17 protein-coding genes are annotated in these 14,953 nt (G+C 68.5%); 2 read left to right on the forward strand and 15 right to left on the reverse strand.

From position 1 onward, the window contains the following. Nucleotides 1-36 precede the first annotated feature (36 nt). The 3 genes from GKO32_RS10050 to GKO32_RS10060 form a co-directional block, all read right to left on the reverse strand. Entirely contained in the window at nucleotides 37-996 is a 960-nt protein-coding gene (locus GKO32_RS10050) for an IS110 family RNA-guided transposase (protein WP_376765944.1), read from the reverse strand. Nucleotides 997-1,310: 314 nt separating this feature from the next. Beyond that, nucleotides 1,311-2,120 (reverse strand): helix-turn-helix domain-containing protein, encoded by an 810-nt coding sequence (locus GKO32_RS10055; protein ID WP_154756542.1) that lies wholly within the window; start codon nucleotides 2,118-2,120, stop codon nucleotides 1,311-1,313. Then, nucleotides 2,117-2,845 (reverse strand): peptidoglycan-binding protein, encoded by a 729-nt coding sequence (locus tag GKO32_RS10060; RefSeq protein ID WP_154756543.1) that lies wholly within the window; start codon nucleotides 2,843-2,845, stop codon nucleotides 2,117-2,119. The genes GKO32_RS10055 and GKO32_RS10060 overlap by 4 nt, the downstream gene beginning before the upstream one ends. A 294-nt stretch (nucleotides 2,846-3,139) precedes the next feature. On the opposite strand from GKO32_RS10060, the gene GKO32_RS10065 reads away from it, so the two are divergent. After that, a complete protein-coding gene (locus GKO32_RS10065) occupies nucleotides 3,140-3,526 on the forward strand; it encodes an alpha-amylase inhibitor (RefSeq protein ID WP_154756544.1) in 387 nt (128 codons plus the stop codon). 128 nt (nucleotides 3,527-3,654) lie between these two features. Then, nucleotides 3,655-3,816, forward strand: coding sequence for a hypothetical protein (locus GKO32_RS10070; RefSeq protein WP_154756545.1), 162 nt, complete (start codon nucleotides 3,655-3,657; stop codon nucleotides 3,814-3,816). A 50-nt stretch (nucleotides 3,817-3,866) separates the two neighbouring features. On the opposite strand, the gene GKO32_RS10075 is transcribed toward GKO32_RS10070, so the two are convergent. The 12 genes from GKO32_RS10075 to GKO32_RS10130 all read right to left on the reverse strand — a co-directional run bounded on the left by GKO32_RS10075 (nucleotide 3,867) and on the right by GKO32_RS10130 (nucleotide 14,950). Beyond that, on the reverse strand, nucleotides 3,867-4,295 hold the full coding sequence (locus GKO32_RS10075) for an HIT family protein (protein WP_154756546.1): 429 nt from the start codon (nucleotides 4,293-4,295) through the stop codon (nucleotides 3,867-3,869). Then, a complete protein-coding gene (locus tag GKO32_RS10080) occupies nucleotides 4,292-5,143 on the reverse strand; it encodes a fumarylacetoacetate hydrolase family protein (protein ID WP_154756547.1) in 852 nt (283 codons plus the stop codon). Before GKO32_RS10080 ends, GKO32_RS10075 begins: the two co-directional genes overlap by 4 nt. Then, nucleotides 5,144-5,560, reverse strand: coding sequence for a Zn-ribbon domain-containing OB-fold protein (locus GKO32_RS10085; RefSeq protein WP_208024350.1), 417 nt, complete (start codon nucleotides 5,558-5,560; stop codon nucleotides 5,144-5,146). Nucleotides 5,561-5,580: 20 nt separating this feature from the next. Next, nucleotides 5,581-6,723 (reverse strand): thiolase family protein, encoded by a 1,143-nt coding sequence (locus GKO32_RS10090; RefSeq protein ID WP_154756549.1) that lies wholly within the window; start codon nucleotides 6,721-6,723, stop codon nucleotides 5,581-5,583. Beyond that, nucleotides 6,720-8,279, reverse strand: coding sequence for a class I adenylate-forming enzyme family protein (locus tag GKO32_RS10095; protein WP_154756550.1), 1,560 nt, complete (start codon nucleotides 8,277-8,279; stop codon nucleotides 6,720-6,722). Before GKO32_RS10095 ends, GKO32_RS10090 begins: the two co-directional genes overlap by 4 nt. 5 nt (nucleotides 8,280-8,284) lie before the next feature. Continuing rightward, complete coding sequence (locus GKO32_RS10100) at nucleotides 8,285-8,722, reverse strand: nuclear transport factor 2 family protein (protein WP_166459473.1); 438 nt, start codon at nucleotides 8,720-8,722, stop codon at nucleotides 8,285-8,287. Between the two features lie 108 nt (nucleotides 8,723-8,830). Further along, nucleotides 8,831-9,946 carry a sugar ABC transporter substrate-binding protein gene (locus GKO32_RS10105; RefSeq protein WP_154756552.1) on the reverse strand — a complete coding sequence of 372 codons (1,116 nt, stop codon included), beginning with the start codon at nucleotides 9,944-9,946 and terminating at the stop codon, nucleotides 8,831-8,833. Between the two features lie 66 nt (nucleotides 9,947-10,012). Then, nucleotides 10,013-11,017, reverse strand: coding sequence for an ABC transporter permease (locus tag GKO32_RS10110; protein WP_154756553.1), 1,005 nt, complete (start codon nucleotides 11,015-11,017; stop codon nucleotides 10,013-10,015). Next, nucleotides 11,014-12,516, reverse strand: a complete 1,503-nt coding sequence (locus GKO32_RS10115) for a sugar ABC transporter ATP-binding protein (RefSeq protein ID WP_154756554.1) — start codon at nucleotides 12,514-12,516, stop codon at nucleotides 11,014-11,016. The genes GKO32_RS10110 and GKO32_RS10115 overlap by 4 nt, the downstream gene beginning before the upstream one ends. A 40-nt stretch (nucleotides 12,517-12,556) precedes the next feature. Then, nucleotides 12,557-13,273, reverse strand: coding sequence for an SDR family oxidoreductase (locus tag GKO32_RS10120; RefSeq protein ID WP_154756555.1), 717 nt, complete (start codon nucleotides 13,271-13,273; stop codon nucleotides 12,557-12,559). After that, on the reverse strand, nucleotides 13,270-14,103 hold the full coding sequence (locus GKO32_RS10125; protein ID WP_154756556.1) for an LLM class F420-dependent oxidoreductase: 834 nt from the start codon (nucleotides 14,101-14,103) through the stop codon (nucleotides 13,270-13,272). Before GKO32_RS10125 ends, GKO32_RS10120 begins: the two co-directional genes overlap by 4 nt. 13 nt (nucleotides 14,104-14,116) lie before the next feature. After that, complete coding sequence (locus GKO32_RS10130; protein WP_154756557.1) at nucleotides 14,117-14,950, reverse strand: mycofactocin-coupled SDR family oxidoreductase; 834 nt, start codon at nucleotides 14,948-14,950, stop codon at nucleotides 14,117-14,119. Between the last annotated feature and the right edge of the window lie 3 nt (nucleotides 14,951-14,953).

Consider the following 14,953-nt stretch of genomic DNA (forward strand, 5'->3'; position numbering starts at 1 on the left):
GTCCACAAGCGACTGAGCGGAATCTGAATGACCGTGTCAAGCCGCAGCAGTAGCGGGTTGTGGCGCGGTCGGGGTGAACTTCCGGCGGTCACGCAGCAGCGCCCACAGCACGTCGACCAGCCGACGGGCCAGGGCGAGCAGGGCTCGGGTGTGGACGAGCCGTTCACTGCGCTTCTTGTCATAGAAGACGCGCGAGGGTCCGTTGGCTTTGATGCTGGACAGGGCAGCCATGGAGAACACCCGTCGCAGCCTGCGGTTGTAGCGTTTCGGCCGGCGCAGGTTACCGGTGCCCCGGCCGGAATCCTGCGGCACGGGGACCAGCCCGGCGTAGGAGGCCAGTCGGCCGGAGGTGACGAACGTCGCGAGGTCACCGCCGGTGGCCACCAGGAACTCCGCACCCAGGATCGGTCCGAGACCGGGCAGCGAGTCGATGATCTCGGCCTGCGGGTGTTCCCGGAACCGGCTGGTGATCAGCTTGTCCGTGTCCTTGATCTGCCGGTCCAGATCGAGCAGGTGCCGGGCCAGGCGGGCGATCAGCGCGGCGGTGGTCTGCTCGCCAGGCAACCGCAAACCGGTGACCAGGACCAGGGCGCTGCGGGTGGAGTAGTCGAAGGCGCGTTCCAGCGCGGGGAAGATCCCGGTCAGCAGGTCGCGCAGCCGGTTGACGCCACGTACCCAGTCGGCCATCAGGTCCTCGCGGTGCGCGGTCAGCCGGGTCAGCTCGATCACCAGATCATCCGTGGCCGCGACCGGGGTCAGGTCGGTGCGCATGCGCGCGGTTTCGGCGATCACCCGGGCGTCTTTGGCGTCGGATTTCGCCTCACCACGGAACACTCCGGTCATGCGGTTGACGACCCGGCCGGGCACATAGACCACCTGCTGCCCGATCGCGGCCTGGTCGTTGGCGAGTTTCTGCGAGAACACCACTGTGCCGGCCGGGTCCATCACGCACGCGTGATGGGTGGCCTTGCCGACATCGACACCGACCCACACCAGCGGCCGATCCGTCCCACTCGTTCTCCTGTTGTCGCAGGTCAACCCCGCCAACAAGTCCCTAAACGAGCCACCACACGGCAACGAACCATCAGCCCCACCCCATCGCCCCGGGGCACCCAGGGCATCCAACCCCAGACAAGATCAACCTTAGGGACGAACCATGGCAAATCCGGCGGCGCTGCTGGAAAACTGGTGCCCAGTACAACAGCATGAAGCCGGTGCCAGGACCGGACAACTTGCTGGAGGTTGTCGCCAGGCGCCGCACACCGTGGTGGACGGTCTGGACAATGCCGTCGACGCGTTCCCGGGTCTTGTCATGGGGTTCCCCAGTCCGTGCACCGGCGCTCACCGCCGCGCATCAGGCAGGCCCGTACGCGGGAGTGCCGGTCCGCAGCGATCATCGGGGTCGGGAGGTACTGCCCGATCGCGGCCGGATCGGAGACGGTGATCGTCTCGGTCCGGCCGTCCCGGTCGGCCACCGATACCTCGTCTCCCAGGGCGGCGTGGGAGACACGGGCCCACGCGGCGGCGCACTGGTCGCTGATCCGCAGTTCCAGATAGGTGGTATCCACCTGGAGGCCGGCGAAGGAGGCAGCGTCGACGCCGCAAGCCATCCCCTGCGCTTCCCCACCGGTGCATTGCGGGCCCCGGCATCCGATGCTGTAGTCCGGGGCCGTCGAGCCGGACGGCTGCGCGCCGCCGGAACGCACGAGGTACAGGACGACCAGTCCGGCCACGGCCAGCGCCGCACCCACCAGGATGGCGGTGAACAGCTTCCGCCGCCCACCGGATGGATCCGCGGCATTGGGGTCCTCGCCGGGCTCACGAGGCATGGTCCGGGCGCCGGCGGTGCGGCCACTCCAGCCGGCCTCGGCGCGCTCCCACAAGGCGAACAGCCTTGCGGCCGGTTCCCCGGCGACCCTGGCGAGATCCTCGACCGCCTGCCGCGGCGGCAGGGCGATGCCGTTGAGGTAGCGCTCCCAGGAAGACTTGCTGTACGGGGTCCTGGCCGCCAGCGCGGCCAGGCTCAAGCCGGTGCGGTCTTTGAGCTGCCGCAACAGGCCGACCAGGTAGGCCACCTCGGGGGCCAGGGTGTCCGGCAACGGCCGCCACCTGCCGCTCATGAGCGCAACAGGCCCCACGTCTGCGGCCCCACAATCCCGTCGACCACCGCACCCGCCGCGCTCTGCAACTGTTCGACGGCCTGCGAGGTGCGCTGCCCGTACAGCCCGTCGACGCGCCCTGGGTCGAGGTCATGGTGGACGAGCAGGCACTGCACCTCCACCACATCCTGGCCACTGGCGTTGAGCGCGACCAGCCGGTCGGAACCGGTGCTGTGCCCGGCATAGAGGTGTCCATCGCGGGTGGTGTAGTCACAGGTATAGCCCGCGGGCTGGACCGGCGCCTGAGCCGGGGGCGACGACGACGAGGCGTCCCTGGCGGTCAGCCACACCGTCAGTCCCGCGCCGGCCGCCGCCACGGTCACGCCCGCCGCCACCGCGACGAGCCGGCCACGTCGCCGGGGTCTGGGCTCAGCGGCCGGTGCCGCATTCGGTCTTTCGGCGCCGGGTGCCGCCTGCCGGGTTCCCGGCACCTGGCTGGCCAACTCCCACGTCGCCAGCAGCCGCACGAGATCGGTCCCGGCCAGCCGGCCCAGCGCTTCCACCGCCTGCTTCGGCGGCACCACCGCGCCATTGAGGTAGCGATCCCAGGAGGACTTGCTATAGGGCGTCTTCCGCGCCAAGGCCGCGGTGCTGATTCCCAACTGGTCCTTGAGCTCCCGTAACCGGACCACCAATTCCCGCCGCCGCGGCTCGAGGCCGTCGGCGAGCGGTTTCCACCGAGCCATATTCCCACCCTGCCAACAAGACCCAGCACTATTCGATTCTCATCCAGACCTACTCCGATCACCGCATGCAGCACAAGACCTCGAGCAGGTGGACTGAACCATCGGGCCGGCGAGCGTCCCGCTGATGCCTCACCGGTTCACGCTTCTGCGCTGGTCAAGGCGCGGGACGTCCCGCGTTGCACCGCCTTGGGACGTCGACCTGGTACCGGCGGAGTCGCGCCACCCATGCTGAGGATCACCGGCGCGGGCCCTGTCATCCGCGTCGCGTCAGATCGGAAGAGAGGAACCCGGATCATGGCCATTTCCCACAAACTCGGCATGGTGTTAGGGGCCGCCGCCCTGGCCGGCGCCGCATCAGCCGGCTCACTCGCACCTGCCGCGCAGGCTGCGGTCTCCAGCCAGACAGGTGTTGTTCAAGCCGGCAGCGCGCCGGTGCTCACCGCGGCGGCCACCGCGACGCCTGCGGCAGCCAAGCCATCCTGCGTCAACGTGCGGCACACCGTCGGCACCGCCACCCAGACGGTCTATGTCACCAACAACTGCTCGTACACGGTGAGCTTCGTGGTCCACCGAGTGGGCCCGGACAGCCCCTGTCTCCACGCCGGCCCCCACGGCGGCTCTAGGTCCTACAAGTGGGCCAACGGACTCAACTACCAAGGCATCTCGTTCGGATGTGACTGAACCATCGGCCGTGCCGCCCCCGCCGGGGCGGCACGGCCGCGTGCCCTCGCCGTCCGGTGAGATGCTGGGCGAAGTCCACGCCAGGTGGAGGGTGACGGCGCTCACGATGCTGGTGAACACTGGAAATCATGACAGCGGGCAAGCCGGAGCAGTTCCCAGCCGCGATGCCCAGTGGCGAGCTGCTGACCCTCACCAGTAGCACCGCCGAGAACGAGCGGGTGATCATCGAAGCCGAGTCCCACGGTACGTCACCGACGATGCACGCCAACGATTATCTCGTGAAAAGGTAGACACCCGCCGGGTACCGGAGCCGTCCCCCGACGGTTCCGGCACCCGGCTTCTACGCCGTTCTCGACGAGTAAGCGGCCGCGACAGCAGGGGCAACCGCTTTCGCGGCCGCGAGGTCCACCAACGATTCCCGCAGCGCGAGGATGTCCGCCGACCGGTGCCGCTCCGGTAGGTCGTCACCTCGCCCGATCACGAGGGAATGGAAATGCGGGTGCCGTTCACCGAAGGACACGATGTACACGGTTTTCACGTCCAGCGCTCCGGAAACCGCCGCCGTCAGATCACGCAGCCGGGCGCCGTAGGTGGTGGCTTCGCGCTCGTCGAGGTCCCGCATATGGAGTACGTGGCGACGGGCCCGCACTACGAACCATCCGGGCACTTCGAAACCGGGAAAGATCTCGCAGGCCCACAAATCGTCGCGGAAGATCACCAGCGACGGGTCGGCGCGCTCCAGCGAGCACGGGACACAATGGACGGTCACCCTTCTTCCTTCCCCGCCTCGAAACGCGTGACCAGATCGCCGATGCCTTCGATCCTGCCCACCAAGACGTCGTCCTCGCGCAGGAAACGTGGCGGGGTACGGGAAAAACCGATGCCGCTCGGCGTTCCCGTGAAGATGACATCCCCGGGCAGCAGCGGGACGCGAGCCGAGAGGAACTCGATCAGCGTCCCGACTCCGAACACCAGATGCTTCGTCCGGGATTCCTGGACGATTTCCCCATTGAGCAAGCACGTTATCGCCAGGTCCTCCGGGTCGGCGAAATCGTCGACCGTCACCAGCCACGGCCCCAGCGGTCCGAATCCCGGTCGCGACTTCGCGAGACTGAACTGCGGCGTCTCGCCGGCGAACTGCTCCGCCCGGTCGGACAGGTCCTGCCCCACGGTCAGGCCCGCGACATACCGCCAAGCCGTGTCCGCCTTCACGCCGCGGGCGTACTTTCCCATGACGACAACGAGTTCGACCTCCCAGTCGATCTGCGCGCCGGCGAGCGTCACCACGTCCGCCGGGCCGCTCACACACGTCGGGAGTTTCGGGAACAGCAGCGGGCGGGCAGGGATTCCGGCGCCGAGTTCCCCGGAGTGATCCGCATAATTGAAGCCGACGGCGAACACTTGTCTCGGCCGCGGCACCGGGCTGCCCAGGTGCGAGGTCGCGGGAGATCCGGTTCCCGCCGGACGGTTCCGGCTCACCCAGTCCCGGAATTCCGCCCACCGATCGAAGATCGCCTGCGGGTCCGGGTCGAACCGGCCGCCGCTCGATTCGGCGACGTCGAAGAACCCGCCTTCGTATTCGGCCCACAATCGCCCGCCGGCATTGAGAAGCTTCATCTACTCGTGCCGCCAGACGGGTAGCGCGGCCGCGGGGTCGTCCGCGAACTGCAGGACGACCCGGTCCCCGATCGGCATCTTCGCGTCGGCCAGTCGCAGCCGGCCGGGCAGCCGGACACCCTCGTCGAGATCCACCAGCGCGACGGCATAAGGGATTTCCTCAGCGGGACGCCCGTCGAAGGGCATATCGACCATGCACCGCGTGTACAGCGTGCCCCGCCCGCTCGCCTCGATCCACGAGACATCGGGCGACCAGCAGTTCGGGCACCACTTGCGGGGGAAGAAGAACGGCCGCTCGCACCGGGTGCAATACGGGATCGACAGGCGCCCCTCCGCCAGTCCGTTCCAGTACGGTCCGGACACCGCGGATGCGGCGCAGTCCGCTGGGGCGACCGGCACGTGATCGTGTTCGGACATCACCATCTCCTCGCGTTTCTTCAATCACGGCCCAGGATCATGACGCCGGTCATGCCGAAATACCCGCCGGCGCCGGCGACCATCACGAAACGCGGGTCCTCGAGCTGACGTTCGCCCGCTTCTCCCCGCAGCTGCCGCACCGCCTCGGTGATGTGGAGCATGCCCGAGACGTGGCCCTGCGAAAGGTGCCCGCCATTGGTGTTCACCGGGCAATCCGCGCCGAGCTCCAGATTGCCGTCGAGTGCGTAGTCGCCGCCGGTGCCGCGTTTGCAGAAACCGAGTTCCTCAAGGAAAACGATGACGGAAATCGTGAACGCGTCGTGCACCTGCAGCAGGTCGATGTCCGGCAGGCTCAGCCCGGCGCCCTGCAGCGCTCGCGCGCCGACCTCGTCGATGCCGAGCCCGGCGACGCCGGGGAACTGGCCGATGTTGCGGTGTGACGATTTCATCGCCGACGAGCGCACGCGGACCGGCACCGCGCCCAGCTCCCTGGCGACCTCCTCCGACGCGACGATGACGGCACCCGCGCCGTCGACGATCACCGAGGAGTCGAGCAGCTTGATCGGTGACGCGATCGGCCGCGACGAGAGGTAGTCGTCCATCGAAAGCGGCTTGCGCATCACGGCGTTCTCGGTGAGCATGGCGTGCTTGCGGGCGGCCAGTGCGACCGCGCCGAAGCCTTCCATCCGCGTACCGTACTCGGCGATGTGCCGCGACATCACCAGCGCGTACGGCAGGACGGAGCCGACCAGCCCGAACGGGGCCTCGAATTCGAGGTCGTCCGCGGCCATCGTCCAGCCCCGGCCCGCCTTCGTCCGTCCCGTCGCGGCCGCTTCGCCAAAGGTACAGACAACGAGTGAGCACTCCCCCCGCTCGATCGACGCGATCGCATTGTTCAGCATATGCGACGGCGACACGATCCCACCCACGTCGATCGTTCCCTGACGCTTGAGGCGAAGACCGAGATATTCGTTGAGACTGGCCGAAAACATCGGGAACGGCCTCGAATACGGGCCGAGGTTGAACAGCCCGTCGAGATCCCCGACCGAGATCCCGGCGTCCGCACAGGCCCGGATCACCGCCTCGGCCTGAAGATCCACCGCTGTCCAGCCCGGCTGCTTCCCGACCCGGGTCTCCCCGATTCCCACTATCGCGTGGCTCATGCCTCGTCCCTTCCGGTCGCGACGTGTACGAGGTCCGCCATGGCGGTCTTGCCCGCGGCGGTCTTGGGGAGTTCATCCAGGATGAGGACCTGGCGCGGCGTCTGGTAACCGGCCATCCGCTGCCGCACCCAGGCGATGACCTCCTCGGGTGTCAGGTGCGGATCGGACGACACCACGGCCGCGACGACGCGCTCGTCGTACCGCGGATCCGGCACGCCGAAGACGGCGCAGTCGCGGATCGCGGGATGCTCACCCAGTTTCCGGGCGATCTCGCGCGGATACACGTTCACGCCCCCGGTGCGGATCATTTCCTTGAGCCGCCCGACGATGTGGAGCATTCCGCGTTCGTCGAGCCGGCCGAGATCACCGGTGTGCAGCCGGCCACCGCGGAACGCCTCGGCGGTCGCCTCCGGGTTGTCCAGATAGCCGTCCATGACCGAGTGGGAGCGCACGCAGATCTCCCCCACTTCTCCGGGCGGCAGCTCCCGTCCGTCGATGTCCACAATGGACACCACGACCCCGGGCACCGGAGTTCCCACCGAACCGATGTCCTGCTCGCACACTTCCGGCCGGGCGGTCGTGATGAGCGAGCTGTTCTCGGTCTGCCCGTAGATGTGCTCGATCGTCAGGCCCGCGGCGCCGCGCCGGCGGATCTGCTCGACGACGGGCCGCACCACGGAATTCGGGTCGTAGCTCGCGAACACGATGTTGCGCAGCGAGGAGAGATCCGACTCCTCGAAGTTCGGTGCCTCGACGAGTCCCTGTAGCACGAGCGGCACGGCGAAGAACGACGTGCACCGGTGCCGTTCGATGATCTCCAGCGCCCGGGTCGCCTCGAACGAGCGGGTCAGCACGATGGACGCGCCGACCAGAATGTACTGGCGCATCAGGGCCCAGGTTCCGCCGTGATAAGGCGCCTGGTAAACGAAAAAACGGTCGTCCGGCCGCAACCCGGAAGCGAGGGCCCCGGCGTAGGAGTCGACCATGGTGCCGCGCTGGCTCAGCACCGCGGCCTTCGGCACTCCCGTGGTACCGCTGGTGAAGATGATGAGGTGCGGATCGTCGAACTCGGCCCCCGATGCGGGCATCCCGGTGCGTTCGCTGAGCAGCTGCTCGCCCCACGTGGCGTCCCGGGTATCGGCGATCACGTGTTTCGCCGCCCCGCCGACGAGTTCGAGCTGCCGGGCGCCGGCCAGGACGAGTTTCGGCGTGGTCCGGTCGATGAAGGACAGGATCGACGCCTGGTTCAGCCGCCAGTTCAGCGGGACGAGCACGGCACCGAGGCGGGCCGTCGCGAAATAGAGCGCCACATAATCGATGCCGATCCCGTCGGCGACCGCGACGACGTCACCTCGCCCGATGCCGCGCTCGGCCAGGCCGTTGGCCATTGCCGCGATGCGCCCGGCCAGCTGCGCCCATGTGATCGATCCGGCGTCGTCGATGAGCGCGATCCGCTCGCCCCGGTACCGGCCGTGTGACTCGACGACGTCACACAGCCCCAGGCCTGCCCGCGGCGACCGCACTGCCCCGCGGGCCCGCTTACCGATGTCGGACATGGGCGCTACCGTCCGAGCGCGACCACGGTGACCATCGGGTTGTGGTATTCGACCCAATGTGAAACGAGATCGCCTTCGAAGAAAAAGAGCCCGACGTAGTCGTTCTGATAAGGGCGGCCGGTCCGCTCACGAACGGCGTCGGTGGCGTAAAGCGCGACGAGTCCGTCCGATTCCATTTCCCAGCTTTGTGACGCCTCGATACCGAATGGCCGGAAGTTCTCCGACACCCAGGTGAACAAGGCGCGCACATCGTCCTTGCTTCGGCACTTCCAGGTCATTCCGGGTGACTGGAACGGTACTTCCATCTTGAGATCGTCGGTGAACGCCGCGACGCAATCCTCGACCCGGCCCGCCGCCAGATCGGCGAAGAGCTTGTCGACGATCAATCGCCGGGAATTCCCCGGCTTTCCCGCGGGAAGGTTCATATCAGCGGAAAGCGCCATGACACTCCTTGTGAAAACCGATTTCTGGTCAGTCTTGCCCAGCACGGCCGCGGCGGTCATCCACCACGTGGCGCCGATACGACGACCGTCCTCGCCGCCCGGCGACCGTCACGAGGCGGCGCCCCACAGCTGCTGGAACATCCGGTCGCTGCCGGCGACCACGGGGATGATGTCGTCGATCGTCTGGTCGGTTTCGGCCACGTTCGACTTCGTGACGATCCAGGACCGGGGCAGCTGTGAGGGAAGCTGTGGCGCGCCGGTGACATGCCGGACGACCGAGTCCAGCCCCGCCAGGTAGGTCTCGATGTAGGGCCACGGCACCGAAGCGAGCTGGTCGCCGGTCTTGATGGCCTGGCTGGTGGCTGCGCCGCCCCCCTGGCCGACGATCTTCACCTGGTCCAGACCGGCCGCCTTCAACGCGGCCGGCACGCCCGAGGCGAGGCTGTCGATGGCCAGCGCCACGTAGTCGACGTCCGGGTGCGCCCGCAGGTAGCCGACGATCAGTTGCGGCGTCCCGTTGCCCAGCGCGGTGAGCGGGATGTCCAGCGTCCCGGTACCGCACGCGGCACAGAACTCCTTGGTGGCGGCCAGAAACTCGCCCCGCAGCTTCGACAGGTTGGTGAACGCGGGGACGTTGACGTACACGGAGTTCGCCTTGCCACCGCTGTCCGCGACGATCTCGGCGGCCATCAGCCGCCCGGTGTCCCGTTGCTGCTCGGGGGTGCAGATGGCGAAGTCGATACCGTTGCCCTGCTCGTCGGTGGAGCAGGCGCTGACCATCCAGGTGCCGTTGGCCTTCAGCTCCGGCAGGTATCGCTCGTAGACGGTGCGGTCGATGCCGACGTAGATCGCGGCGTCCGCCCTGTCCCGCGCGATCTGCGCGAACGCCTGCTGCTGGGAACCGGGGCTGCCGTCGGTGTTGATCGCCTTGAGCGTCCAGCCCAGCTTCTTCGCCGAGTCCGTCAGCAGGCCGGCGAACTGGTTGCATTCGGCGGCCGGGCAGCTGATGAAGTCGACGGTTTTGCCCGGTGGCACCGGTTTGCCCACGGGTGTCGTGCTGGGCAGCGCGGTCGGACGGTTCTGCAGCTGAGTGATCAGGTCCTTCGCCTTCTGCACACCGGCCTGGTCGACGGGTCCGGCGGCGGCGCCCCGCTCACCGGCGCCGCAGGCGGCGAGCGCGGAAGCGCAGAGCGCGGCGGCGATGACGGGCACGAGACGTTTCATGGGAACTCCGGTGGTTGGGGGTGGGCCCCGCAAGGAGGCTGGTTTCAATACAGTTCCGTGGGAAAGTCAGCCGCGGCGGCGCTGGAGACCAGTGGCGGCGAGCGCACCGATGAGGACCACGCCGGTGAACATGTCGGTGGCGTAGTTGGGGGCGGCGGACAGGCTCAGCCCGACCGTGCCGGCGCCGAGCATGACGACGGCGATGAGCGTGCCCCAGGCGTTGAACCGCCCGTTCTTCAGCTGGGTGGCGCCGACGAACACCGCGGCGAACGCCGGCAGCAGGTAGGCGGTACCCGCGGTGGGCGCGCCCGCCGACAGTGACGAGGCGAGGCACAGCCCGGCGAACCCGGCGATCGCCGAGGACACCAGGAGCCCGGCGAACCGGATCCGGTTCACGTCGATCGTCGCCAGCCGGGCCGCGTCGGGGTTGAATCCGACGGCGTAGATCCGCCGGCCCACCACGGTGTGCTCCAGCACGAACCACAACAGCGCGGCGAGCACGATCGCGTAGACCGCCGGGCCGGTGAACCCGGCGATCTGGACCTGTGCGAGCTGGGAGAACCCGCCGGAAAGCCGCACACCGGAGATGATCTGGGCGTTGGTGAAGAAGGTGATGAACGCCTGCACCAGCGAACCGGTGGCCAGTGTCCCGATGAACGAGTCGATCTTCATCACGACCACGACCACGCCGTTGATCGCGCCGATCACCAGCGCTGTCAGCATTCCGAGCAGCATCGCGGCCACGGGATTCGTCCCGCCGACCACGAAATGCGCGGCCGTGACGCCGGACAGCGTCATCACATAGGCGAAGGACAGGTCGAACGTCCGGGTCGCCAGCGGCACCACCAGCGCGAGCGCCCCCATCGCCGTGATCGAGTACCCGTTCGCCACCTGCTTGACGGTGGCCGATGTCGGGTAACTGATCGGCAGGTAGATGCTGAACACGACGACGATCAGCACCAGGATGTAGACGGCGCCGATGTTGCGCGGGCTGAACGCGGCCAGGCGCGAGGTGGCACGGGCCGTTCCAGGTGGCCGCGAAGTGGCCGGTTTCTGCACGGTCTCGGTCATGTCAGTTCCGTCTCTTCCATGGCACGGATCACCCCGTGCTCGGTGATCCCGGGCCCGGTCAGCTCCCGCACGATGTGGCCGCCGGCCAGCACCAGGACCCGGGTGCACAGGGCGAGCAGGTCGCCGATGTCCGCGGAGGTGACGATCAGCGCCATCCCCACGCGGGCGCGCTCGGCGACCATCTCGTAGATCGCCTGCCGTGCCGCGGGATCGACGCCCGCGGCCGGATCGCACAGCAGCAGCACATCCGGCTCCCGCGCGAGACAGCGCGCGATGATCACTTTCTGCTGGTTGCCGCCGCTGAGCGTGGCGATCGGTGCCGTCGCACCCGCCGCTTTCACCCGGACATCGGCCATCCAGCGGGCGACGGTGTGCCGCTCGCGGTGGTGCGCCAATACGGGACCGCTGCGCAACCGGTCGAGGATGGAGATCGACAGGTTCTCCGCCACCGACATCGAAGGCAGGATCGCGTCGCGGAGCCGGTCCGAGGGCACAATCGGCAGGTTCAGCCGCGCCGCCTTCGCGACCGGCACGGGCGGGCCCACCCCGAGGGCGACCTCACCACCCGCGCCGCGCACGGTGCCGGCCAGCACGTGCGCCAGCTCGGTGGCACCGGAGCCGGGGAGCCCGGCGATGCCGAGGACTTCGCCTTCGCGCACTTCCAGCGATACCCCGTCGAGGTACCGGCCGGTCAGACCGCGTGCGGTCAACGCGACCCGCCTGCCGTCGGCGGGCGGAAGGTCGGCGCGGTAACCGGCATCGACGTCGTCGCCGGCCATCAGCGTGGCCAGCGAGCCCGCGTCCAATCCCGCGACCGGCCGGGTCTCGACCAGTTTCCCGCCGCGCAGCACGGTGACCCGGTCGGCCAGCGCGAGCACCTCGTCGAGCCGGTGCGAGACGTACAGGATGCTGGTGCCCCGCGCCCGGACCCCCTCGACGATCTCCAGCAGGTGCGTGGCTTCCGCCGGCGGGAGAACGGCGGTGGGTTCGTCGAGCACCAGCAGACCCGCACCGCCGTCCCAGCCGGCCAGTGCCGCGGCGATCGCGACGACCGTGCGCTGCACCGGGGTCGCCGCGGACAACGGCGCCCGGACGTCGAGGTCCACGGCGAAATCGGCGAGCAGTTCCAGCGTGCGCTCGGTCTGCCGCCGCCACCGGATCCGGCCCGCGGAGGTGAGGAACTCGCTGCGCAGCGCCAGATTGTCCACTGCGGACAGTTCCAGGAACAGTCCCAGATCCTGGTGCACGAACCGCAGCCGGTGGTGCGCAGCAACAGTTTCGTGCGTGAGCTGCTCGCCGCACAACAGGATCCGCGAGCCGGGATCCGGCCGGTGATACCCGGCGAGCACCTTGATCAGCGTTGACTTGCCGGAGCCGTTCTGACCGACGAGCGCATGAATTTCGCCGTCACGTACCTCCAGGTCGACGGTGTCGAGCGCGGTCGTCCCCGGAAACGTCTTGGTGAGGCTCCGGATGTGCAGCACGGGCGGTGTGGACATGGCACCTCTCCTTTGAGGGCACGGGTTTCCTGGCCGGTTGTCAGGTCAGCGCGTAACCGCCGTCCACGGTGACGATCGACCCGGTCGCGTAGGTCGAAGTCAGGCAGTAGAGATAGGCGCGAGCCACCTCGGCCGCTTCGCCGACGTGCCCGACGAGGTTCGTCTCGGCCGTCTGCCGGAACAGCGCCTCGCGCGCCTGCTCGTCGAGATCCGCCCACATCCCGGTGTTGGTGAAACCGGGACGCACCAGGTTCACCCGGACCGGAGACAGTTCGACCGCCAGTGCTCTCGTCAACGCCTCCATCGCGCCACACACGCCGGCGAGCACGCCCGACGTGGCGCGGGGGCGGATCGACGCCGCCCCGCTGGTGAGCGTGATGGACTGCCGGACTCGCCCGGCGGCGCAGCGGATGGTGGTCACCGCACCGAAGTAGCGCGTCTCGAACGCCTGCCGGACCTCCTCGACCGGCATCGTCGTGATGCGTCCCGCGACGGGTGCGTCCGCGGCGGTATAGACCAGGTGGTCGACCGGACCGATTTCGTCGAACATCGCGCGCAGTTTGGCTTCGTCGAGCGAGCTCACCGCACGACCGTCCACATCGGACGGAAGTTGTCCGATGGCCTTCGCGACGCTCGCGTCGGTGTGCGAGAGCACCGTCACCTTCGCCCCCGCCTCGGCCGCGCCGCGTGCCGTCGCCAGCCCGAAGCCGGAGCCGCCGCCGACGACCACGACGCGGCTGCCCGCCAGCGCGGTCATGACCCCAGCCCCAATGCCGGGGCCAGTTCGGCCAGCACCGACAGCTTGTCGTCGCTGCCGAGCACCTGCAGCGGGATGTGGTCGGCGCCCGCGGCGAAGAAGTCCCCCAGCCGCGCGGCGACGGCCTCGGCGTTGCCGTGTGCGACGACGGAATCGACGAGCCGCTCGCTGCCTCCGCCGGCCAGATCTTCTTCGGTGAAGCCGAGTCGTTTCCAGCTGTTGCGGTAGTTCGTCTTCCGGATCGACGTCTCGAAGGACTTGCGCCCGATGGCACGGGCGGCACGCACGTCGGTGGTCAGGACCACTTTGTGTTCCGGCGCCACAAACGCGTCCCGGCCCATGATTTCGCGCGCCAGGGCGGTGTGCTCGGGCGTCGTCAGGTAGGGATGCGTACCGGCGGCGCGGTCGGCGGTGATCCGCAAGAGCTTGGGTCCCAGCGCGGCGACCACCCGGCGGTCCCGCGGCACACCGTGTTCGTCGAGCCGGTCCAGATATTCGGTGAGCGCGTCGAGCGGTTTGCGGTACCGCTGGTCGAGTTCCGGATGACCGGCCCCGATGCCGAGCAGGAACCGGCCCGGATGCGCCTTTTCGATGCGGTGGAAGGATTCCGCCACCGCGGCGGGGTCCGTGCTCCAGATGTTGACGATACCGGTGGCCACCCGCAACGTCGTGGTGGCATCGAGCAGGCCTTCAGCCCAGTCGAGTTCGGCCGGGGGCGATCCCGCGACCCAGACGGCACCGTAGCCCAGCGCTTCGATTTCCTTGGCCTGCTGCGGAGCCGGCGCACCGACGCCGAACACTCCGTAGCGGCCGAGATCGGGTTTCGTCATGCTTTCCGCCCCGTCACTTGATCATCGCGCCGGCGTCGACCGGGAGCGTCACGCCCGTGACGTAGCGCGCCTCGTCACTGGCAAGGAACAGCAACGCGTTGCTGATGTCGACCGGCTCCACCCACGGGACCTCCAGAGCGTTGATCCCCACGAAGGCCGGCAGCGCCGCCTCCTGGGTCGGCTCGGGAGCATCCGGCGCGAACATCCGGTAGGTACCCGGGTTCTGGATCATTTCGGTGTCCACATTGGTCGGATGCACGGTGTTGACCCGGACCCGGTGCGGGGCCAGCTCGTTCGCCATCGTCCGCATCAACCCGACGATCGCGTGCTTGGCCGAAACGTAGTGCGCGACGTTCATCATGCCGCGCAGGCCGCCGATGGAGCTGACGAACAACAGCGCACCACCGCCGCGTGCGACGAGGTGCGGCGCCGCCGTCCGTGCCGTGTTCCATACGCCCGTGAGGTTGATGTCGAGTACGTCCTGCCACTGCCGCTCGGTGAGCTCCAGAGCTGAGCCGAAGCTGACGATTCCCGCGTTGGCGATGGTGATGTCCAGACCACCGAGCTCGGCGATCCCCTCGTCGAGCGCCACGGCCAGCGAGCCGGAGTCCCGCACATCCGCCACCCGCGCGACGATCCGGCGGTCCAGCTTCTCCACCCGGCGGATCGTCTCGTCGAGATCGGCCGTGGTCGCGGCCGGGTAAGTGTCCACAGTGGACACCGTGGCGCAGAGGTCGACGGCGATGATGTCCGCGCCTTCCTCCGCCAGCCGGACCGCATGACTACGGCCCAGTCCCCGCGCCGCACCGGTGATGAACGCGACCTTGCCTTCGAGCCGGCCCGTCATGTC

The sequence above is a fragment of the Amycolatopsis pithecellobii genome, assembly GCF_009707865.1.
Taxonomy (GTDB): Bacteria; Actinomycetota; Actinomycetes; order Mycobacteriales; family Pseudonocardiaceae; genus Amycolatopsis_E; species Amycolatopsis_E pithecellobii.

Excerpts from the sequence above, each read along its gene's own strand:
- GKO32_RS10095 (WP_154756550.1), bottom strand. The coding sequence starts at position 8,279 with ATGTCCGACATCGGTAAGCGGGCCCGCGGGGCAGTGCGGTCGCCGCGG.
- GKO32_RS10130 (WP_154756557.1), bottom strand. The coding sequence starts at position 14,950 with ATGACGGGCCGGCTCGAAGGCAAGGTCGCGTTCATCACCGGTGCGGCG.
- GKO32_RS10115 (WP_154756554.1), bottom strand. The coding sequence starts at position 12,516 with ATGTCCACACCGCCCGTGCTGCACATCCGGAGCCTCACCAAGACGTTT.
- GKO32_RS10060 (WP_154756543.1), bottom strand. The coding sequence starts at position 2,845 with ATGGCTCGGTGGAAACCGCTCGCCGACGGCCTCGAGCCGCGGCGGCGG.
- GKO32_RS10100 (WP_166459473.1), bottom strand. The coding sequence starts at position 8,722 with ATGGCGCTTTCCGCTGATATGAACCTTCCCGCGGGAAAGCCGGGGAAT.
- GKO32_RS10070 (WP_154756545.1), top strand. The coding sequence starts at position 3,655 with ATGACAGCGGGCAAGCCGGAGCAGTTCCCAGCCGCGATGCCCAGTGGC.
- GKO32_RS10105 (WP_154756552.1), bottom strand. The coding sequence starts at position 9,946 with ATGAAACGTCTCGTGCCCGTCATCGCCGCCGCGCTCTGCGCTTCCGCG.
- GKO32_RS10065 (WP_154756544.1), top strand. The coding sequence starts at position 3,140 with ATGGCCATTTCCCACAAACTCGGCATGGTGTTAGGGGCCGCCGCCCTG.
- GKO32_RS10085 (WP_208024350.1), bottom strand. The coding sequence starts at position 5,560 with ATGTCCGAACACGATCACGTGCCGGTCGCCCCAGCGGACTGCGCCGCA.
- GKO32_RS10120 (WP_154756555.1), bottom strand. The coding sequence starts at position 13,273 with ATGACCGCGCTGGCGGGCAGCCGCGTCGTGGTCGTCGGCGGCGGCTCC.
- GKO32_RS10125 (WP_154756556.1), bottom strand. The coding sequence starts at position 14,103 with ATGACGAAACCCGATCTCGGCCGCTACGGAGTGTTCGGCGTCGGTGCG.
- GKO32_RS10080 (WP_154756547.1), bottom strand. The coding sequence starts at position 5,143 with ATGAAGCTTCTCAATGCCGGCGGGCGATTGTGGGCCGAATACGAAGGC.
- GKO32_RS10110 (WP_154756553.1), bottom strand. The coding sequence starts at position 11,017 with ATGACCGAGACCGTGCAGAAACCGGCCACTTCGCGGCCACCTGGAACG.
- GKO32_RS10055 (WP_154756542.1), bottom strand. The coding sequence starts at position 2,120 with ATGAGCGGCAGGTGGCGGCCGTTGCCGGACACCCTGGCCCCCGAGGTG.
- GKO32_RS10090 (WP_154756549.1), bottom strand. The coding sequence starts at position 6,723 with ATGAGCCACGCGATAGTGGGAATCGGGGAGACCCGGGTCGGGAAGCAG.